Raw genomic sequence first — 19,637 nt, forward strand, 5'->3', positions numbered from 1 at the left:
AAGAAGGGAAAACTAAAGTTATAGACTGATTAGGGGGTTTCGCAATTTGCGACGTACATTATATCGACTTATGATAGAACTTACAAATGGTCGCTTTACTTCTTATATATTACGTAAATTTGCACAATCTCGTTTGAGCTCTATCATTATTCCATCGTACGCGAAAGTTTTTCAAATTAATCAAGATGAGATGGAAAAGGGTTTGAAGGAATATAGAACATTGCATGAATTATTTACGCGTAAGCTAAAAGAAGGAAAGCGTAGTATTGATACAGATGCATCGAGTATTGTTAGTCCTGTTGATGGTGTTTTTGCAGATCATGGTCCTATTGAGGATACAAAAACATTTGATATAAAAGGAAAGCGCTATTCAATTGTGGATATGCTAGGTAATGAAGAACGTGCAACGCGATATGCAGGCGGTACATATATGGTAATTTATTTGAGTCCAAGTCATTATCATCGCATTCATAGTCCGCTTTCTGGTTCTGTGACTGAAAGATTTGTACTCGGTAGAAAATCATATCCGGTAAATGCAGCTGGTATGGAATACGGGAAAGAACCACTGTCAAAAAATTATCGTTCTGTTACAGAAGTAAGCAGTGATGGCGAGCATATGGCTCTTGTAAAAGTAGGTGCTATGTTTGTTAATAGTATTGAGCTTTTGCATGAGAGAGACACTGTTCAAAAAGGTGAAGAAATGGCATACTTTACATTTGGTTCAACAGTTGTGTTATTGTTTGAAAAAGATATGATAGAAGTAGTGCAGGAATTAAAGAGTGGACAAGAGCTTCGTCTTGGTGAAAAAATAGCTACTCGCTTAGCTCATAAATAAAGAAAAGCTTTTATAACCGTAAGTAAGAGTTATGGGCAAAGATACTTAATGATGAAATCCCCTAGATGGGAGTACTTGTTTATTCGAGAGCCATCGTAGGATGGCTCTTTTTACAGGGCATCCAATAATTTATCCTTTAACTGTTTGATTGGTAAGGGCTGATTAAACTTTCACTTTATATGTAATCAAGATGATTTGACAAGCTTGTCCTCTAATGAGCGTCTAATGATTTCTTGTTTTATAAGTAAAATGAAGTCGGGATTTAATTTTAGTTCTTTTGCTTTATAATAAGACTCAGTGAGTAACTCAGTGGATAACTGTTCCATATGTTTTGTTTTCAAGGTGAGTCACCTCCTAATAATATAAGGATTGATTCGTTGATGCATTTAATGTACCAAAAAAATATGACAGTCACAAACGAGTGGTTATCCACATACCTAGGTGGATAAAGTGTGTATAGTTTGTTAGTAAATTCCAAATTAACTGCAAAATTAATGTGGAAAATGTGTACAATTTTATCCACAGGTTATATATCGAAAAATGTTGTCGAAAAATTTTATGAAAAATCCTCAAAGAGGTGAAAGAAATTGAAACTATTTTTACCAAATGAATATGTGAAAAATGTATATCATGTTCAACCAGAAGATTTAAAAAAACGTGGGATTAAAGGCGTTATTACTGACTTAGATAACACTTTAATTGAATGGGATCGTCCCAATGCAACACCGCAACTTGAAAAATGGTTCTTGGAAATGAAAGAGCAAGGCATTCAAGTAACGGTCGTTTCAAATAATAATGAGCAACGTGTGAAAGATTTTGCTGATCCATTAGGTATTCCATTTATTCATAGTGCACGTAAACCATTTGTTCGCGCATTTAAGCGTGCGATACAAGAGATGCGTTTGCAGCCAGATGAAGTTGTAGTAATTGGAGATCAGTTACTGACTGACGTGCTTGGTGGAAACCGAGTAGGCCTTCATACAATTTTAGTTGTACCGGTAGCACAAACGGACGGATTAGTAACGCGCTTTAATCGAAAAATTGAACGAAGAATTATGAAAAATATGAAGAAAAAAGGTTTAATTAACTGGGAGGAATAAAGTTTGACTGAAACAATTAAATGTATTGGTTGCGGTGTAGAAATTCAAACAGAAAATAAAAACGAAGTGGGGTATGCTCCTGCCTCATCTTTAGAGAAAGAACAAGTCATTTGTCAACGTTGTTTTCGCTTGAAGCATTACAATGAAATTCAAGATGTATCGTTAACAGATGATGACTTCCTACGCATTTTAAATGGAATTGGAAAATCAGATGCATTAGTAGTCAAAATTGTAGATATTTTTGATTTTAATGGTAGCTGGTTACCTGGCTTACATCGTTTCGTAGGGAATAATAAAGTATTACTTGTTGGAAATAAGGCTGATTTAATTCCAAAGTCAGTAAAACATGATAAAGTAAAACATTGGATGCGCTATAGTGCAAAGCAGCTAGGATTAAAACCAGAAGATGTCTTTTTAATTAGTGCAGCGAAGGGACAAGGAATTGCTGAACTAGCAGATGCTATTGAGTATTATCGCGGCGGCAAAGATGTTTATGTTGTTGGATGTACGAATGTAGGGAAATCGACATTTATTAATCGTATGATTAAAGAATTTAGTGATGAGACTGAAAATGTAATTACAACATCTCATTTCCCAGGAACAACACTGGATTTAATTGATATTCCATTGGACGAAGAGTCTTCTTTATATGATACGCCAGGTATTATTAACCACCACCAAATGGCTCATTATGTTGGAAAGCAAAGCTTAAAGCTTATTACACCAACAAAAGAAATTAAGCCGATGGTATTCCAATTAAATGAAGAACAAACGTTATTCTTTAGTGGATTGGCACGTTTTGATTATGTAAGTGGTGGTCGTCGTGCATTTACTTGTCACTTCTCGAATCGCTTAACAATCCATCGTACAAAGCTTGAGAAAGCAGATGAATTATATAAAAATCATGCCGGGGATTTATTAAGCCCACCAACGCCAGAAGAATTAGCAAATATGCCTGAGCTAGTGAAATACGAATTTAATATTCGTGAACCTAAAACGGATGTTGTATTCTCTGGATTAGGATGGGTTACTGTGAACGAACCAGGAGCAAAAATTGTTGCACACGTACCAAAAGGAGTAAGTGTTTCACTACGTAAATCTTTAATTTAATATGGAGAGGGATTTATGAAACAATTATATGGTGTAATCGGAAATCCAATTGGACATTCATTATCACCCGTTATGCATAACGATGCATTTGAACACTTGAATATGGATGCCCATTATCATGCGTTCCTTGTTGAAGAGGAATTGCTAGGGGAAGCAGTAAGAGGTTTAAAAGCATTAGGTATTTCAGGATTTAATGTAACAACTCCGCACAAGGTTGCTATTATGGAGTATTTGGATGAGATTGACCCATTGGCAAGGAAAATCGGTGCAGTAAATACAGTGGTTCATAAGGATGGAAGATTAATTGGCTATAACACAGACGGGATTGGTTTTGTTCGAGCGCTGCAGTCAATTAGTAATGAACCACTTCAAGGGAAACGTATTTTGTTACTTGGTTCAGGTGGTGCTAGCCGAGCTATTTATTTTTCTCTTGCTGATGTAGGTGTAAAAGAGATTGATGTAGCCAATCGTACAGTAAATAAGGCGAAGGAACTTATTGCTGCACGTACGGCCGATGTTAATTCTGTTGCTTTGTCGTTAGAAAAAGCGACAGAAGAACAAGGAAATTATGATATTATCATTCAGACGACAACGATAGGTATGCATCCGCACGTAGAATATACGCCATTACAAATTTGTTCGTTAAAAAAAGGAACGATTGTATCAGATATAATTTATAATCCATTTCAAACGAAAATTTTATGTGAGGCAAAAGAGCAAGGTGCAATCATTCAAAATGGTATTGATATGTTTGTTTATCAAGGAGCACTTGCATTTGAAATGTGGACAGGACGCACGCCAAATATCGAGAGAATGAAACAATTAGTTATAGAAAAGCTTGGAGGCTAACATATATGTTAACAGGAAAACAAAAAAGATTTTTACGTGCACAAGCACATCATTTAACACCAATTTTTCAAGTAGGAAAAGGCGGAGTAAATGAAAATATGATTAAACAAATTGCAGATACTTTAGAAGCTCGTGAGTTATTTAAAGTAAGTGTATTACAAAACTGTGAATTTGATCGCCGTGAGGTTGCGGAAGAACTTGCAAAAGGTGCACGTGCTGAAATCGTTCAAGTAATTGGAAGCACAATCGTTTTATACAAAGAATCAAGAGAAAATAAACAAATTAAGCTTCCTCGATAAAAAGATTAGCATGGGCTATTTTTATCGCTGATGCGTAATGATGTAGAGAGCGAAACCAATTGAACTTTTATTAATAGCAACTCTCTTCATTCCTAACCGAGGAGAGTTGCTGTATATAAAAGGAAGGGGCGTTTCTTTTGAGGAAAATTGGCATCATTGGCGGTACATTTGATCCGCCTCACTATGGACATTTGCTAATTGCAAATGAAGTATATCACGCTTTGAACTTGGAAGAAGTATGGTTCTTGCCAAACCAGATTCCGCCACATAAACAAGGGCGGAATATTACAAGTGTAGAAAGTCGTTTACATATGTTAGAGCTCGCGACTGAGGCAGAAGAACACTTTTCTATTTGTTTAGAAGAGCTAAGTAGGAAGGGCCCATCTTATACGTATGACACTATGTTACAATTGACGAAGAAGTATCCGGATGTGCAGTTTCACTTTATTATTGGTGGGGATATGGTTGAATATTTACCGAAGTGGTATAACATTGAAGCTTTACTTAATCTTGTAACGTTTGTTGGAGTTGCAAGACCTGGGTATACATTGCATACACCATATAAGATTACTACAGTGGAAATTCCGGAATTTGCAGTTTCTTCATCCTTATTACGTGAGAGATATAAAGAGAAGAAAACGTGTAAATATTTACTTCCTGAAAAAGTACAGGTATATATCGAGAGGAATGGGTTGTATGAATCGTGAGAATGCACTGCATATTGTCAAACAACAAATGCATGAAAAACGTTATATACACACAGTTGGTGTAATGGAGACAGCGATTGAGCTTGCTAAGTTATACGGTGTGGACGAGAAAAAAGCAGAGATGGCAGCTATATTCCATGATTATGCGAAATGTAGAGCAATTTCAGAAATGGAAGAGATTATTAAACGTGAAGATTTGCCGAAAGATTTACTTTGCTATAACAAAGAGTTATGGCATGCACCTGTTGGGGCATACTTAGTAGAAAAAGAAGTAGGCATTACGGATTCTGAAATTTTGCAAGCTATTACATATCATACAAGTGGTCATGAGAATATGACGATGTTAGATAAAGTGATTTATGTAGCTGATTACATTGAACCTGGGCGAAAGTTTCCAGGAGTGGAAGAGGCTCGTAAACTCGCATATACGGATATAAATCAAGCCCTATTATTTGCGTTAAAGAGAACAATTCAATTTTTAATGGAAAAAGATCAGACGATTTATCCATTAACATTCCAAACATACAATGCAGTTATCAAGGAGGAAATGAGTAAATGAACGATAAAGAATTATTAGTATTAGCGGCAAAAGCAGCTGATGATAAGAGAGCAGAAGATATGGTTGTCCTAAATATGCAAGGTATTTCACCAATTGCAGATTATTTCATTATTTGTCACGGAAATTCAGATAAACAAGTGCAAGCAATTGCACGTGAAATTAAATCAAAAGCACATGAGTTCCAAATCGACGTACAACGTATGGAAGGGTTTGACGAAGCACGTTGGGTATTAGTTGATCTTGGAGATGTAGTTGCTCATGTATTCCATAAAGATGAGCGTAATCACTATAATTTAGAGCGTCTATGGGGCGATGTGCCACGTGAAGATATTACAGAAGAGTTAGGCCAATGAAATACGAACAATTTGCATTGTTGTACGACGAACTAATGAATGATGTCCCTTATGATAAATGGGTGGAATTTACAGAGGAAAGTTTACAGCAGGCAGGTATGAAAGAGGCAAAAATTCTTGATGTAGCATGCGGTACAGGTAATGTAACCCTGCCGCTTGTGCAAAAGGGTTACGATTTAATAGGTGTCGATCTTTCAGAAGAAATGTTAACAGTCGCTCAGCAAAAACTAGGCGGAGAAGGGCATTTTATTCCTTTTTACCAACAAGATATGCGCGAGCTTGATGTTCCGGGTGAGTTTGACTGTGTAACGATTTTTTGTGATTCATTAAATTATGTATTGCAAGAAGATGGAGTACAAGAAACATTTAGAAGAGTATTTCACCATTTACGTCAAGATGGTTTGTTTTTATTTGATGTACACTCTTTATATAAAATACATCATGTATTTCAAAATGAAACGTATACAGTGAATGGAGAAGAAATATCTCTTATTTGGAATTGCTTCCCTGGTGAAGAATCAAATAGTGTAGAGCATGATTTAACATTCTTTGTTCAAGATCCAGAAGAAGATGTGTACCATCGGTTTGACGAATGTCACGTGCAACGTGCATATCAAGTGGAAGAGTTAACGAAATGGCTTGAAGAAGCAGGTTTTACAGTGCTTCGTGTAACAGGTGATTTTGAGCGACTTGAAGTTACAGAACAAACAGAGCGTATTTTCTTCATGGCGAAGAAAAACGGATAAAAACAAAAGCAACCGAGAAGGTTGCTTTTGTTTTATAAAGAAGATGTATTTTTAGTTCTAGCATAATCTAAAGATCGTATGCGTAAAGTGTGGGAATAGTAGTTGAAGTGAAAATGTATTGTAAAAAAGTAAGTATTTATAAAAAGGATTTGGAATGAAAATGACGTATTTATTATGTGTGTTTATTGAATTGCTGATCAACGCATTCTAAATCTTCATCAAATTTTTCATGTGTTCGCTCGATTAACTTATGGAACATATCTCCAACGTGTTCTTCTAAAACCCGAATGCCTTCCCCAGTAACGCCGCCTTTCACGCAAACCTTTTCTTGTAAGGTAGGTAATGTGAAGATTTCTTTTTCAAGTAATTTCCCCATCCCCACGACCATTTCACTTACTAAAGTAGTAGCCTCTTCGTGTGTAATATTTGTTTTATCTACCGCAGCGTTAATGAAGCATTGTAGTAAATAACTAAAGAAAGCAGGACCGCAACTTGCTATATCAGATGAAACGCGCGTTATATCTTCTTTTATTACAAGAGGTGTAGAAATGTTTTTGAATAGACGAAGTAGTTTTTGTTGCCATTCTTCAGAGCAATTATCTCCAAATGTAAATAGTGAGGCGCCAGAGAGAGCGCGATTTGTGATACTTGGAATGATACGCGCGACGTGGCAAGGTACGAGAGTCTCTAATTGTGATGGAGATATTGGACTTGTAATAGAAACTAAGCACGTTTCATCAGAAAAATGTTCAGCGTATTTTTTTAGGATAGGGTATATATCTATCGGCTTAACACAAATAAAAATAAGTTGTGATTGTTCGATTACTTCCGGGATTGTTTTTGCTATCTGAACAGAAGGGTATTTTTCTTTTATATGATATGCTTTTGCGGGCGTCCGATTAATGATTGTAAGGCAAGAAGGTTTGACAGCACGGGTTTCTAAAAATGCATCGATTAGTATATTTCCCATGTTTCCTGTCCCTATAATTCCTATGTTCAAAGTTTCATCCCTCCTTCGTAACAGCTTTCTCCTAAACAATATGAATGATGTTATAAATTTATGATTAGAGGTGTAAAATGATGTGGGATTTTCCGAAAAAGTGGTTAGGTTTAGTAGCTATTATTGGAACTTTACTTTTTCTTGTTTTTTGGAAAACGAATCAGAATGTAGAACGAACGCCTATTACAATGAATGTACAAGAGAAGGAGATAGAAAAAAAGGGTAAACCGAAAATATCGGATACAAAGGAACAGAAAAGAACAATTATAATTGATGTGAAAGGAGCGGTTAGTAAAGAAGGGGTATATGAAATGAAGGAAGGAGATCGTGTAAAGGATGCGGTTCAAAAGGCTGGTGGTTTTTTATCAGAAGTAGATATGAAAAAAGTAAATTTAGCACAAATTGTACAAGATCAAATGCTTCTTTATATACCGAGTAAAAATGAGTCAGAACAAGGGGTGCTTACTTCTTCTAAGGAAGATGGCAAGATTCGAATAAATACAGCGGCGAAAGAACAACTAGAAAAAATTACAGGGATTGGCTCTCGAAAGGCAGAAAGTATTTTGAAATATCGAGAAGAACATGGTCCATTTCAGAAAATAGAAGATTTATTAGAGATTGATGGGATTGGTGCGAAGTCTCTTGAAAAGATAAAAGGTCAAATTATTATTCCGTAAAAGATTGACGAAGTTTTTCTTCTTTCGCTACACTACAAGTAGACAAAAAAGTAGGTGAAAAATATGGAACGAATTTCATGGGATCAATATTTTATGACGCAAAGCCATCTACTATCTTTGCGTAGTACATGTACAAGGCTTGCGGTAGGAGCGACAATCGTTCGCGATAAACGAATTATTGCTGGTGGGTATAATGGTTCAATTAAAGGTGGCGTACATTGTATAGATGATGGTTGTTACGTAATCGATAATCATTGTGTTCGGACAATTCATGCCGAAATGAATGCTTTATTACAATGTGCCAAGTTTGGTGCGAAAACAGAGGAAGCAGAAATTTACGTTACGCATTTCCCTTGTTTACAATGTTGTAAGGCAATTATTCAAAGTGGTATTACAGCGGTTTATTATGCGCAGGATTATAAAAATCATCCATACGCCATAGAGTTATTTGAACAAGCGAACGTAACAGTGAAGCACGTTCCGCTAGAATATGATATTGCTGCATTAGAGGAGCAAAAACGTTATACAGAGTTGAAAGAATTATTTGCGTCTTTAGAAAAAGATAATTTATCAATGGAAGAATTACAGCATGTATTCACGAAAGCAAAAATGATGCTATAAGGAGTGAGTATAAGTTGCAGGAACAATGGGGGTATGTTGCAATCTCATTTATAATAGGGGTTGCAATTGCCTTTTCCTCGTCACTTTTATTGATAGTTTTTTGCCTCTTTTTAAATGTTTTCTTCTGTTTATATCGCACTTCGCGTAAAACCTTCATTTTTTGTATTGTAGCGTGCTTTAATAGCGCCATATACACTTCCTATGTTCAAACGTGGAATAAGCCTCTAGGGGAGTCCTATGGAGTTACAAGAGGGGTTATACAAAATACACCGCTTGTTAATGGGGATCGCCTATCTTTTCAATTTGAAGATCAGAATAAAAATATAGTGCAGTTAAGTTATAGAATCAAATCAGTCTTGGAAAAGAAAAAAATGCAACAATTATACGCAGGGATATCATGTGTATTCGAGGGTGAGAGGAAAGAACCGGAAACAGCTCGGAATTTTCATGGTTTTAATTACCGTGATTATTTATACAAACAACATATTCATTTCACATTTGAGGCTACATATATTTCTGAATGCTATAAAACATCACTGTCGCTCACGCAATGGATTCTTCTTTTGAGGCAACAAGTAATCTTGAAAGTTACAGAAATGTTTCCAGAGCAATCAGGTGCTTTTATGAATGCATTACTATTTGGTGATAGACAACAAATGACGTTTGAAGTGGAAGAGCAATATCAACAATTTGGTCTTGTACATTTGTTAGCAATTTCAGGTTCGCACATTGTACTGTTAATGGTGATAGTATATTTTATTTTGCTAAGAAGCAGTGTGACAAGGGAGGTAGCAACAATTTGCCTTATCGTTTGTATTCCTTTGTATATGGTTTTAGCAGGGGCGCCACCCTCTGTTATAAGAGCTTCTATAACAGGAGTTTTGATGTTAATTGCTTTTATGTGCTCGATTCGTTTATCTAGTTTAGATGCTTTAAGTGTAACAGCTATATGCATGCTTATATATGACCCTTATCTTGTTTTTAATATTGGATTTCAGTTTTCTTTTGTAGGTAGCTTCGCTTTACTTTTGTCTGCTCCGTTATTGTTAGAGAGTAGCAACGTAGTAATCCGAAATTCTATTTATATTTCTATCATTTCACAGCTCGTTAGTACTCCGATTTTGTTATACCACTTTGGTTATTTTTCTCCATATAGCATTCTCCTCAATCTCTTATACGTTCCGTTTTTATCTATCATTGTATTACCATGTAGCATTATTATTTTACTGTGTATGCCAATTGTCCCGTTTCTCGCAAAAGGATTTGCCGATGTATTATCAATAGGCTTGAGTATGTCTAATGATTTTCTAAGTTATTGTGAAAGTTTACCATTTACTCAGCTTATCTTCGGGGAAACGCCCTTCAATCTTGTAGCTGTATATTGCGCCAGTATTGTCAGCATATTGATGGTTTGGGAACGGAGAGCGCCGAAAAAAATAGTTTGTATAGTTGCGAGTGTATTTCTTTTTATTAGCACATGTCATTATATATATCCATATTTTAGAGGCGGCGGAAGTGTAACATTTATTGATGTTGGACAAGGTGATGCAATATTAATTCGCCTTCCGTATGATAAAGGGATTTATCTTATTGATACAGGTGGAACGCTTCGTGTGAATAAGGAAGAATGGCAACAAAAAAAGCATGAATTTTCTGTTGGAAATGATGTTTTAATACCCTTTTTACAAAAAGAAGGTATTAAAACAATTGATAAATTAATCGTAACGCATGGAGATGCAGATCATATAGGTGCTGCGCAAGAATTATTATCATATATACCTGTAAAAGAAGTGGTATTTGGCCGAAAGGGAAAAGATGCAGTATTAGAAAAAGTAGTAAAGAAACAGGCATTAGAAAAGGAAATGAAAATAACTGAAGTGGGGGAAGGGGAGAGTTGGAGTGTAAATGAAGCGGAATTTTTCGTTTTAGCTCCAAAAGGAAAAGAAAAAAGCGAAAATAATGCTTCAATTGTAATATGGGCAAAATTTGGAGGGTTGAAGTGGCTATTTACAGGCGATTTGGAAGAAGAAGGGGAAAAGATTTTAGTAGAGGCATATCCAGATTTACAAGTGGATGTTTTAAAAGTTGCTCATCATGGGAGTAATACGTCATCTATAGAGCCTTTTTTGAACGTCATACAGCCTCGTGTAGCGATTATATCTGTTGGTAAGCAGAATAGGTATGGACACCCGCATAAAGAAGTGATAGAGCGTTTTGAGAAGATGGGGAGTGCGATATGGCGCACGGACAAGCAAGGTGCTATTTCCTATGTTTTTAAAGGGGAAAATGGAACCTTTAAAAGTAAAATCACATATGATAAAACACATAATAGATGAAAAAGAGAAGACTGCCATGAAGTGGCAGTCTTTAAGAACCGATAAATTTAATAACAGTTGCAATGATGAAAAGTGTTGCGAAAAAACCAAATGAGACGATAAATCCTACCCCTGAATCAATAGCGTCATTGCGTTTACTTTGAACGTTTTGTTCAAAATCATTCATTTAGAATCCCTCCCCAACATTCCACTTTAGTATAAAATATTGTCAGAAAAAAATCTACAATTTCCATATGAAGAGAAAACGAGCTTTTTTGTTACTTGTAAATCATGAAGTAATGTGAGTTTTTCGTTTCCAAGCATGTTAACAGTTGGCACTTATACTCAAATTTTTATTGCGAATAATAAAGGGAAGGTGATTACCGCACACCAATAAGAAACCCGGGGCTTATTGCGTGGCGTTTAATATAAATAAAGGGACGGGTTATAAAGCCTGTTCCTTTGTACTTGTAAAACAAAAGCTAGGGCATTAGTATAAATATATATTGCCAAGTTAGGGAGTAGGAAAAAGTATGAGTGATATACATAAAAAAATTAAAAAGAAACAGTTTGCTCCGTTATATTTAATATATGGAACGGAAGCTTTTTTTATAAATGAAACGATAAAGCTTATTACGACAGAAGCACTTGAAGAAGAAGATCGAGAGTTTAATGTTGTGACATACGATTTAGAAGAAGCGTATTTAGAAGATGTGGTTGAGGATGCGCGTACGCTTCCTTTCTTCGGAGAACGGAAAGTACTGTTAATAAAATCACCGCTATTTTTGACTTCGCAAAAAGAAAAGTTAGAGCAAAATATAAAAATTTTAGAAGAATACATTGGTGAACCTTCTCCATTTTCTATTCTTGTTTTTGTTGCGCCTTACGAAAAACTTGATGAGCGAAAAAAAATTACAAAACTATTAAAGAAAACAGCAGATGTAGTAGAAGCGAATGCGATGCAAGTACAGGATGTTCAGAAGTGGATTGTTGCTCGTGCAGATGAAGTGCATGTGCATATTGATAACGCGGCTGTTAGTTTGTTGCTAGAGCTTGTGGGAAGTAATGTAACGATGTTGGCGAAGGAAATGGACAAGTTAACGTTATACGTTGGTATGGGCGGAGAGATTACGACGAAACTTGTTGCAGAGCTTGTGCCAAAATCAGTTGAGCAAAATGTATTTGCTTTGACAGAAAAAGTGGTGAAAAAAGATATTGCAGGTGCAATGCAAATTTTGGATGGATTATTTACGCAGCAGGAAGAGCCGATTAAATTGCTTGCGTTATTAGTGAGTCAATTCCGCTTGTTGTATCAAGTGAAAGAGCTACAGCAACGTGGTTATGGACAAAATCAAATTGCGTCTCATATTGGTGTACATCCGTATCGTGTAAAGTTAGCAATGAATCAAACGAAGTTGTTCTCTTTTGAAGAATTAAAAAAAGTGATTATAGAATTAGCGGAAGCTGATTATAGTATGAAGACGGGAAAGATGGATAAGAAGCTTGTGCTCGAATTTTTCTTAATGCGATTAAATCATATGTGATGACACAAAAAAGTTCATGCACTTAGTGCATGAACTTTTTTGTATATAAAAAAACGATCCAAATGGATCGTTTTTTAAACGCCTTACGCGTTTACTTGTTTCGCTAAGCGAGATTTTTGACGAGCTGCAGCGTTTTGGTGGATAAGACCTTTACGAGCTGCTTTGTCAAGTTTTTTAGAAGCAGTTTTGAAAGCTTCTTTAGCATTTTCAAGATCGTTATTAGTAACTAAAGCTTCTACAGTTTTAACAGCAGAACGCATGTCAGACTTGATAGAAGCGTTATGTGCACGACGCTCTTCGCTAAGTTTAGCGCGTTTGATAGCAGATTTGATGTTTGCCATACTTTTCACCTCCCTGGTGCAATCGAATGACTCGATTCTTACATAGAACAAGTGATATTCTATCAAACGGTGAAGAGAATTGCAATAGTATATCCATGAAATTTCACGTAAAGGAAAGAATGACCTTATATAACTTTGGGAAATCTAACGATATTTACTATGAATTACGGAGGAGATACGATGAAAGAACCATTAGATTTAAGTAAATATAGCATTAGAACTGACCTTGCTGTAGAAGCTCATCAAATGTTGCAAGAAAGCCAAGAAGAACAAAAAGGGATACAGGGAGTTATTGTAAAAGAGAGAGAAGAAGAAGGTACTATAATTACAAAAGTAACGATTGATGAAGCTGCCTCTGAAGCGATGGGGAAAAAACCTGGAAATTATTTAACACTTGAAGTACAAGGGATACGTCAGCAAGATACAGAACTTCAACAAAAAGTGGAGCGTATTTTTGCAAAAGAATTTTCTTGTTTCTTAGAAGAGGTTGGAGTTACAAAAGAAGCAAGCTGTTTAATTGTAGGTCTTGGGAATTGGAATGTAACACCAGATGCTCTTGGACCGATAGTTGTAGAAAATGTATTAGTAACGAGACATTTGTTTCAATTGCAGCCTGAAAGTGTAGAAGAAGGATTTAGGCCTGTTAGTGCAATTCGGCCGGGGGTAATGGGGATTACAGGAATCGAAACGAGCGATGTTATTTATGGAATTATTGAGAAGACGAACCCGGACTTTGTAATTGCAATTGATGCATTAGCTGCTCGTTCTATTGAACGAGTAAATAGCACGATACAAATTTCTGATACTGGAATCCATCCTGGATCAGGGGTTGGGAATAAACGTAAAGAACTAAGTAAAGACACATTAGGTATCCCTGTTATCGCAATTGGTGTTCCGACTGTGGTCGATGCTGTTTCGATTACAAGTGATACGATTGATTTTATTTTGAAACATTTTGGTCGAGAGATGAAAGAAGGAAATAAACCTTCACGATCTTTGTTACCAGCGGGATTTTCATTTGGAGAAAAGAAAAAATTAACAGAAGAAGATATGCCGGATGAAAAGAGCAGAAATATGTTTTTAGGTGCTGTTGGTACGTTGGAAGAAGAAGAAAAAAGAAGGCTGATTTATGAAGTGCTATCTCCTCTTGGTCATAATTTAATGGTAACCCCAAAAGAAGTAGATACTTTTATTGAGGATATGGCGAATGTAATAGCGAGTGGTTTAAATGCAGCGCTACATCATCAAATTGATCAAGATAATACGGGAGCATATACACATTGAGGGGAACAGATGATTATGGTTTGAGTCGCTTTGCGCTTTTGTGTATATGTAGTGTAGCTTTATGTTTACTTATGATGATAGCAGGAGTGGCACTTGCTAATCATGGTTTGAAAAGTATGAAAGGCTATCAGCAATTGTCATATGAACAAATAGCTCATATGACAGGGACAGAAAGTACAGGTGCTGAATCAGAAATTTTGGGTAGCGCGTTTTCGGCCTCAGAAAAACAACAGCAATTAGAACGTTTAAGAAGTTTTAATGTTGTAGAAGGAATTGGGATGGCGGTAGCAAGTGTAGCTTATGAAATGACGAAGTTCGGGACGGATATAGTTGTTGGGAAAATAAAAGGAATTTTTAGCTAAGAGTAACATGGGAGGCGGTTGTTTTACTGATTTGTAGGACAGCCGTTTTAAAATTTGAAAAGGGTTTGTCTCTTATGGTTTATTCGCATAAGATATAGATAGAATGATTTGTATCGTAAGCAGCACGAGTTTTCATTGAATCTTTGTTGCTCTATTGATATAATCAGTGCTAGTGTATATTGGCGAGACTATTAGGAGTTGAGAACATAGATGAATAAAGAAGAAAGAGCAAAAAGACAGTCCAAAATTCGTAATTTCTCTATTATTGCTCATATTGACCACGGAAAATCAACGTTAGCAGACCGTATTTTAGAGAAAACAAACGCGTTAACACAACGCGAAATGAAAGCTCAGTTGCTTGACTCTATGGATTTAGAGCGTGAGCGTGGTATTACAATCAAATTAAACGCAGTACAATTAAACTATAAAGCAAAAGATGGTGAAGAGTATATTCTTCATTTAATTGATACACCAGGACATGTCGACTTTACGTACGAAGTATCTCGTAGTTTAGCGGCTTGTGAAGGCGCGATTCTTGTAGTAGATGCAGCGCAAGGTATTGAAGCGCAAACGTTAGCAAACGTATACTTAGCGCTTGATAACAATTTAGAAATTTTACCAGTTATTAATAAAATCGACTTACCAAGTGCGGATCCAGAACGTGTACGTCAAGAGGTAGAAGATGTAATTGGTTTAGATGCATCAGAAGCGGTACTTGCTTCTGCGAAAGCTGGCATTGGTATTGAAGAAATTTTAGAACAAATTGTTGAAAAAGTACCAGCTCCGTCGGGTGATTCAGAAGAGCCATTACAATGTATGATTTTCGACTCTTTATATGATCCGTACCGCGGTGTAATTGCTTATATCCGTGTTGTAAATGGAACAGTAAAAGTTGGCGATAAAGTACGTATGATGGCAACGGGTAAAGAATTTGAAGTAACAGAAGTAGGTGTATTTACACCGAAAACTACGCAACGTGAAGAGTTAACAGTAGGTGATGTAGGTTTCTTAGCAGCATCGATTAAAAATGTTGGTGACACACGTGTTGGTGATACGATTACACATGCGAAACGTCCAGCTGCAGAGCCGTTAGCAGGTTACCGTAAGTTAAATCCGATGGTATTCTGTGGTCTGTATCCAATTGACTCTGCTCGTTATAACGATTTACGTGATGCATTAGAAAAATTAGAGTTAAACGATTCTGCTCTTGAGTTTGAACCAGAAACATCTCAAGCGCTAGGATTTGGTTTCCGTTGTGGTTTCTTAGGGCTTCTTCACATGGAAATCATTCAAGAACGTATTGAACGTGAATTTAAGATTGACTTAATTACAACAGCGCCAAGCGTTATTTATAAAGTTTATTTAACTAACGGTGAAGATGTTATTGTTGATAACCCATCTAATATGCCAGATCCACAGTCTATCGATCGTGTAGAAGAGCCGTTTGTGAAGGCTTCAATTATGGTTCCGAATGACTATGTTGGAGCTGTAATGGAGATTTGCCAAGGTAAACGTGGAACGTTTATTGATATGCAATATTTAGATGAAACGCGTGTTACATTAACATATGAAATCCCGTTATCAGAAATCGTATATGACTTCTTCGATCAATTGAAATCAAATACGAAAGGGTATGCATCATTTGACTACGAGTTAATTGGCTATAAACCATCTAAACTTGTGAAAATGGATATTCTTTTAAATAATGAACAAGTGGATGCTTTATCATTTATCGTACACCGTGATTCAGCGTATGACCGTGGTAAAGTAATCGTAGAGAAATTAAAAGAATTAATTCCGAGACAACAATTTGAAGTGCCAATTCAGGCGACTATCGGAAATAAAGTTGTAGCACGTTCTACAATTAAAGCGATGCGTAAAAACGTACTTGCAAAATGTTACGGCGGTGACATTTCTCGTAAGCGTAAACTTCTTGATAAGCAAAAAGAAGGTAAAAAACGTATGAAGTCTGTTGGTTCTGTAGAAGTACCGCAAGAGGCATTTATGGCTGTACTGAAAATGGATGACAACTAATATTTGAAATAAAAAAGAAGTCGTTTGTGCGGCTTCTTTTTTCTGTATAATTACTTTTTAGACATCTGAGCAGCTCTCATTTACAATAATGAGAGAGCTTTTTAGTTCATATAGAGTTAGGAGATTGTTAATGTCCGAAAATATTCGAAAAGATATTCAAGATAAAATACAAAATGGTAATTTTAATTGTGAAAAGGAATTGACGCTTTCTATTATTAGTGGAAAGTGGAAAGTTGTGATACTGTGGCATCTTGGTGTGGAAGGACCACATCGTTTCAGTGAATTACAACGGTTATTCCCAAGCATTTCTCATAAAGTTTTGTCGAACCAATTAAAAGAGTTAATGGAAGATGGAATTGTTGATCGGACAGTATATCCCGAAATTCCTCCTCGCGTTGAGTATTATATGACGGAACTAGGCATGTCACTTTTACCGATCGTTGAAATGATGTATGATTGGGGAAAAATGCGAATGGAACAAATTCGTAATACGTTAGAGAAGTAGAGAACCCTCCGGAGTGCGGAGGTTTTCTTTTTAGAAAGGTAGGAGTTATATTTGGTACAAGCTGCATATATTCATATTCCGTTTTGTCAGCACATTTGTCACTATTGTGATTTTAATAAAGTGTTTATTGAACGCCAACCGGTTGATCAATATTTAGATTATTTAGAGAAGGAAATAATAAATACGGTTCAAAAAGTTCCGTTTGATAGTATAAAAACGATTTTTGTGGGCGGGGGAACTCCGACAGCGTTAAATATGGAACAGACAAAAAAATTACTCGAGATTATTAATCGTCATTTGCGTCCGTTCGCCCCAAATTGTGAATTAACATTTGAAGCGAATCCAGGAGATCTGCCGAAAGAGAAGTTGAATGTACTGCTAGAAGGTGGAGTGAATCGAATTAGTTTTGGTGTGCAAACGTTCCGTGATGAACTGCTTGAGAAAATCGGGCGCAAGCATACGAGGGAAGATGCATTCCTCGCGATTCGAGAAGCACAGGAAGTAGGATTTAAAAATATTAATGTAGATATTATTTATGCTTTGCCAGGACAGACGATAGAAGATGTAAAAGAAACATTAGATATTGCTTTTACGCTTGGTGTACAACATTTCTCTGCATATTCATTAATTGTGGAACCTAAAACAGTGTTTTATAACTTAATGAACAAAGGGAAATTGCGTCTTCCGGGTGAAGACCATGAAGCGAAAATGTATGAAATAGTAATGGATGAAATGGAGAAACACGGTTATAACCAGTATGAAATTAGTAATTTCTCAAAAGGTGACAATAAAAGTAGACATAATCTCACATACTGGAATAATGAAGAGTATTATGGATTTGGAGCTGGAGCTCATAGTTATGTGAACGGGGAACGTATTCAAAATGTAGGTCCGCTGAAGCAATATTTTAATAAAATTGATGAAACAGGATTTCCGTATTTAGATGTTCACAAAGTGACGGAGAAAGAAAGAATGGAAGAAGAGCTGTTCTTAGGGCTTCGAAAAACAAAAGGTGTTTCTAAAACGGCGTTCCGCAATAAATTTAATGTAGAGATGGATCAAGTTTTCGCGAAGCAGTTACAAAGCAACCAAGAGCAGGGATTGCTTGAAGAGGAAGATGGACATGTGCGTTTAACGCGAAAAGGAAAATTATTAGGGAATGAAGTATTCCAATCATTTTTGATTGACTAATTAAATGTTCCATAGGCGTGAAAAAGTTTCATTATTTCGTGACGTTTCCGTTGACAATTGAATGTCAATTTTGGTAAGTTATTAATAGATTTAGCACTCAAAGACAAAGAGTGCTAACAGAGGTGATGATGAGATGCTTACGGAACGTCAGCTCTTAATTTTACAAACAATTATTGATGACTTTATTGGATCAGCGCAGCCCGTTGGGTCTAGAACGTTGGCTAAAAAAGATGAAATTACATTTAGTTCAGCTACTATTCGAAATGAAATGGCGGACTTAGAAGAATTAGGTTTTATTGAAAAAACGCACAGTTCTTCTGGACGTGTTCCTTCTGAGAAAGGCTACCGATTTTATGTAGACCATCTTTTAGCACCGCAAAACTTACCGAACGCTGAAATTGTACAAATTAAAGATTTATTTGCTGAAAGAATTTTTGAAGCGGAAAAAATTGCACAACAATCTGCTCAAATTTTATCAGAACTTACGAATTATACGGCCATTGTTCTTGGACCGAAGTTAAGTACAAATAAACTTAAAAATGTACAAATTGTGCCGCTTGATCGTCAAACTGCTGTCGCTATTATTGTAACCGATACAGGGCATGTACAAAGTAAAACGATTACCGTTCCGGAATCTGTTGATTTATCAGATTTAGAAAAAATGGTTAATATTTTAAATGAAAAGCTATCTGGCGTACCGATGGAAGAACTTCATAATAAAATCTTTAAGGAGATTGTTACAGTTTTACGTGGGTATGTTCATAATTACGATAGTGCAATAAAAATGTTGGATGGTACATTTCAAGTTCCGTTATCGGAAAAGATATACTTTGGAGGAAAAGCAAATATGCTTTCGCAGCCAGAGTTCCATGACATTCAAAAGGTTAGATCTTTACTTACCATGATTGATAATGAAGCCGAATTTTATGACATTTTGCGTCATAAACAAGTCGGGATTCAAGTGAAAATTGGTAGGGAAAACTCTTCGACGGCTATGGAGGATTGTAGTTTAATTTCTGCAACATATTCAATCGGCGAAGAGCAACTTGGAACAATTGCTATTTTAGGTCCTACGAGAATGCAATATTCTCGTGTAATTAGTTTGTTACAGTTATTTACGAGACAATTTACTGATGGACTTAAAAAGTAAATGAGAGTAATACATTCGCTCAAGTGATGAAATTTTCATTGCTGTGTGTAATATA

General features: G+C 36.1%; 23 protein-coding genes. 19 read left to right on the forward strand and 4 right to left on the reverse strand.

Annotated features, from left to right (window positions below):
- Positions 1 to 46 precede the first annotated feature (46 nt).
- Positions 47 to 835: a phosphatidylserine decarboxylase gene (locus QO049_RS15945; protein ID WP_001255000.1), complete on the forward strand. Its 789-nt coding sequence runs from the start codon at positions 47 to 49 to the stop codon at positions 833 to 835.
- 185 nt (positions 836 to 1,020) lie between these two features.
- On the opposite strand, the gene sda is transcribed toward QO049_RS15945, so the two are convergent.
- Positions 1,021 to 1,176: a sporulation histidine kinase inhibitor Sda gene (sda, locus tag QO049_RS15950; protein WP_000850094.1), complete on the reverse strand. Its 156-nt coding sequence runs from the start codon at positions 1,174 to 1,176 to the stop codon at positions 1,021 to 1,023.
- Positions 1,177 to 1,422: 246 nt separating this feature from the next.
- Here sda and QO049_RS15955 point away from each other — a divergent pair, with 246 nt between their 5' ends.
- From QO049_RS15955 to QO049_RS15990, 8 genes are all read left to right on the forward strand, one after another.
- Positions 1,423 to 1,935, forward strand: coding sequence for a YqeG family HAD IIIA-type phosphatase (locus tag QO049_RS15955; protein WP_000765314.1), 513 nt, complete (start codon positions 1,423 to 1,425; stop codon positions 1,933 to 1,935).
- Positions 1,936 to 1,938: 3 nt separating this feature from the next.
- Positions 1,939 to 3,045, forward strand: coding sequence for a ribosome biogenesis GTPase YqeH (gene yqeH, locus QO049_RS15960; protein WP_000140799.1), 1,107 nt, complete (start codon positions 1,939 to 1,941; stop codon positions 3,043 to 3,045).
- A 15-nt stretch (positions 3,046 to 3,060) separates the two neighbouring features.
- Positions 3,061 to 3,894 (forward strand): shikimate dehydrogenase, encoded by an 834-nt coding sequence (aroE, locus tag QO049_RS15965; protein WP_000812078.1) that lies wholly within the window; start codon positions 3,061 to 3,063, stop codon positions 3,892 to 3,894.
- Between the two features lie 5 nt (positions 3,895 to 3,899).
- Positions 3,900 to 4,193 carry a ribosome assembly RNA-binding protein YhbY gene (gene yhbY / locus QO049_RS15970; protein WP_000955224.1) on the forward strand — a complete coding sequence of 98 codons (294 nt, stop codon included), beginning with the start codon at positions 3,900 to 3,902 and terminating at the stop codon, positions 4,191 to 4,193.
- Between the two features lie 137 nt (positions 4,194 to 4,330).
- Positions 4,331 to 4,900, forward strand: coding sequence for a nicotinate-nucleotide adenylyltransferase (gene nadD, locus QO049_RS15975; protein ID WP_001226048.1), 570 nt, complete (start codon positions 4,331 to 4,333; stop codon positions 4,898 to 4,900).
- Complete coding sequence (gene yqeK, locus QO049_RS15980; protein ID WP_025709769.1) at positions 4,890 to 5,459, forward strand: bis(5'-nucleosyl)-tetraphosphatase (symmetrical) YqeK; 570 nt, start codon at positions 4,890 to 4,892, stop codon at positions 5,457 to 5,459. The genes nadD and yqeK overlap by 11 nt, the downstream gene beginning before the upstream one ends.
- Positions 5,456 to 5,812: a ribosome silencing factor gene (gene rsfS, locus QO049_RS15985; protein WP_000998193.1), complete on the forward strand. Its 357-nt coding sequence runs from the start codon at positions 5,456 to 5,458 to the stop codon at positions 5,810 to 5,812. Before yqeK ends, rsfS begins: the two co-directional genes overlap by 4 nt.
- Positions 5,809 to 6,558 (forward strand): class I SAM-dependent methyltransferase, encoded by a 750-nt coding sequence (locus tag QO049_RS15990; protein ID WP_000873074.1) that lies wholly within the window; start codon positions 5,809 to 5,811, stop codon positions 6,556 to 6,558. The genes rsfS and QO049_RS15990 overlap by 4 nt, the downstream gene beginning before the upstream one ends.
- A 172-nt stretch (positions 6,559 to 6,730) precedes the next feature.
- Here the strand turns inward: QO049_RS15990 and comER are convergent, their stop codons facing one another.
- Complete coding sequence (comER, locus tag QO049_RS15995) at positions 6,731 to 7,558, reverse strand: late competence protein ComER (RefSeq protein WP_001020560.1); 828 nt, start codon at positions 7,556 to 7,558, stop codon at positions 6,731 to 6,733.
- A 77-nt stretch (positions 7,559 to 7,635) separates the two neighbouring features.
- Here comER and QO049_RS16000 point away from each other — a divergent pair, with 77 nt between their 5' ends.
- The 3 genes from QO049_RS16000 to QO049_RS16010 all read left to right on the forward strand — a co-directional run bounded on the left by QO049_RS16000 (position 7,636) and on the right by QO049_RS16010 (position 11,192).
- Positions 7,636 to 8,235 carry a helix-hairpin-helix domain-containing protein gene (locus QO049_RS16000; protein ID WP_000989929.1) on the forward strand — a complete coding sequence of 200 codons (600 nt, stop codon included), beginning with the start codon at positions 7,636 to 7,638 and terminating at the stop codon, positions 8,233 to 8,235.
- A 63-nt stretch (positions 8,236 to 8,298) separates the two neighbouring features.
- Positions 8,299 to 8,856 (forward strand): ComE operon protein 2, encoded by a 558-nt coding sequence (locus tag QO049_RS16005; protein WP_000439773.1) that lies wholly within the window; start codon positions 8,299 to 8,301, stop codon positions 8,854 to 8,856.
- Between the two features lie 14 nt (positions 8,857 to 8,870).
- Positions 8,871 to 11,192, forward strand: a complete 2,322-nt coding sequence (locus tag QO049_RS16010; RefSeq protein WP_284489331.1) for a DNA internalization-related competence protein ComEC/Rec2 — start codon at positions 8,871 to 8,873, stop codon at positions 11,190 to 11,192.
- A gap of 31 nt (positions 11,193 to 11,223) precedes the next feature.
- On the opposite strand, the gene QO049_RS16015 is transcribed toward QO049_RS16010, so the two are convergent.
- On the reverse strand, positions 11,224 to 11,358 hold the full coding sequence (locus QO049_RS16015) for a YqzM family protein (protein WP_000997609.1): 135 nt from the start codon (positions 11,356 to 11,358) through the stop codon (positions 11,224 to 11,226).
- A gap of 346 nt (positions 11,359 to 11,704) precedes the next feature.
- On the opposite strand from QO049_RS16015, the gene holA reads away from it, so the two are divergent.
- Entirely contained in the window at positions 11,705 to 12,715 is a 1,011-nt protein-coding gene (gene holA / locus QO049_RS16020; protein ID WP_065703161.1) for a DNA polymerase III subunit delta, read from the forward strand.
- An 83-nt stretch (positions 12,716 to 12,798) separates the two neighbouring features.
- Here the strand turns inward: holA and rpsT are convergent, their stop codons facing one another.
- A complete protein-coding gene (gene rpsT / locus QO049_RS16025; RefSeq protein WP_001274011.1) occupies positions 12,799 to 13,056 on the reverse strand; it encodes a 30S ribosomal protein S20 in 258 nt (85 codons plus the stop codon).
- A gap of 180 nt (positions 13,057 to 13,236) precedes the next feature.
- On the opposite strand from rpsT, the gene gpr reads away from it, so the two are divergent.
- The 6 genes from gpr to hrcA all read left to right on the forward strand — a co-directional run bounded on the left by gpr (position 13,237) and on the right by hrcA (position 19,582).
- Complete coding sequence (gene gpr / locus QO049_RS16030; protein ID WP_000662616.1) at positions 13,237 to 14,340, forward strand: GPR endopeptidase; 1,104 nt, start codon at positions 13,237 to 13,239, stop codon at positions 14,338 to 14,340.
- The gene (locus tag QO049_RS16035; RefSeq protein WP_065703163.1) at positions 14,337 to 14,702 is read left to right on the forward strand and encodes a YqxA family protein; all 366 of its coding nucleotides are present in this window, start codon (positions 14,337 to 14,339) and stop codon (positions 14,700 to 14,702) included. Before gpr ends, QO049_RS16035 begins: the two co-directional genes overlap by 4 nt.
- 210 nt (positions 14,703 to 14,912) lie before the next feature.
- Entirely contained in the window at positions 14,913 to 16,736 is a 1,824-nt protein-coding gene (gene lepA / locus QO049_RS16040; protein ID WP_065703165.1) for an elongation factor 4, read from the forward strand.
- 130 nt (positions 16,737 to 16,866) lie between these two features.
- Positions 16,867 to 17,241 carry a winged helix-turn-helix transcriptional regulator gene (locus QO049_RS16045; RefSeq protein ID WP_001293539.1) on the forward strand — a complete coding sequence of 125 codons (375 nt, stop codon included), beginning with the start codon at positions 16,867 to 16,869 and terminating at the stop codon, positions 17,239 to 17,241.
- A gap of 51 nt (positions 17,242 to 17,292) precedes the next feature.
- Positions 17,293 to 18,432, forward strand: a complete 1,140-nt coding sequence (hemW, locus tag QO049_RS16050; protein ID WP_000249427.1) for a radical SAM family heme chaperone HemW — start codon at positions 17,293 to 17,295, stop codon at positions 18,430 to 18,432.
- Positions 18,433 to 18,565: 133 nt separating this feature from the next.
- Positions 18,566 to 19,582, forward strand: a complete 1,017-nt coding sequence (gene hrcA / locus QO049_RS16055; RefSeq protein ID WP_000954941.1) for a heat-inducible transcriptional repressor HrcA — start codon at positions 18,566 to 18,568, stop codon at positions 19,580 to 19,582.
- Positions 19,583 to 19,637: the final 55 nt, after the last annotated feature.

The organism is Bacillus sp. RB3 (assembly GCF_030164735.1).
Lineage (GTDB): Bacteria > Bacillota > Bacilli > Bacillales > Bacillaceae_G > Bacillus_A > Bacillus_A cereus.

Bases quoted from the DNA above. Each gene is read 5' to 3' on its own strand.
- aroE (WP_000812078.1), top strand. From the start codon at position 3,061: ATGAAACAATTATATGGTGTAATCGGAAATCCAATTGGACATTCATTA.
- yhbY (WP_000955224.1), top strand. From the start codon at position 3,900: ATGTTAACAGGAAAACAAAAAAGATTTTTACGTGCACAAGCACATCAT.
- yqeK (WP_025709769.1), top strand. From the start codon at position 4,890: ATGAATCGTGAGAATGCACTGCATATTGTCAAACAACAAATGCATGAA.
- rsfS (WP_000998193.1), top strand. From the start codon at position 5,456: ATGAACGATAAAGAATTATTAGTATTAGCGGCAAAAGCAGCTGATGAT.
- QO049_RS15990 (WP_000873074.1), top strand. From the start codon at position 5,809: ATGAAATACGAACAATTTGCATTGTTGTACGACGAACTAATGAATGAT.
- QO049_RS16000 (WP_000989929.1), top strand. From the start codon at position 7,636: ATGATGTGGGATTTTCCGAAAAAGTGGTTAGGTTTAGTAGCTATTATT.
- QO049_RS16005 (WP_000439773.1), top strand. From the start codon at position 8,299: ATGGAACGAATTTCATGGGATCAATATTTTATGACGCAAAGCCATCTA.
- QO049_RS16015 (WP_000997609.1), bottom strand. From the start codon at position 11,358: ATGAATGATTTTGAACAAAACGTTCAAAGTAAACGCAATGACGCTATT.
- holA (WP_065703161.1), top strand. From the start codon at position 11,705: ATGAGTGATATACATAAAAAAATTAAAAAGAAACAGTTTGCTCCGTTA.
- rpsT (WP_001274011.1), bottom strand. From the start codon at position 13,056: ATGGCAAACATCAAATCTGCTATCAAACGCGCTAAACTTAGCGAAGAG.
- gpr (WP_000662616.1), top strand. From the start codon at position 13,237: ATGAAAGAACCATTAGATTTAAGTAAATATAGCATTAGAACTGACCTT.
- lepA (WP_065703165.1), top strand. From the start codon at position 14,913: ATGAATAAAGAAGAAAGAGCAAAAAGACAGTCCAAAATTCGTAATTTC.
- QO049_RS16045 (WP_001293539.1), top strand. From the start codon at position 16,867: ATGTCCGAAAATATTCGAAAAGATATTCAAGATAAAATACAAAATGGT.
- hrcA (WP_000954941.1), top strand. From the start codon at position 18,566: ATGCTTACGGAACGTCAGCTCTTAATTTTACAAACAATTATTGATGAC.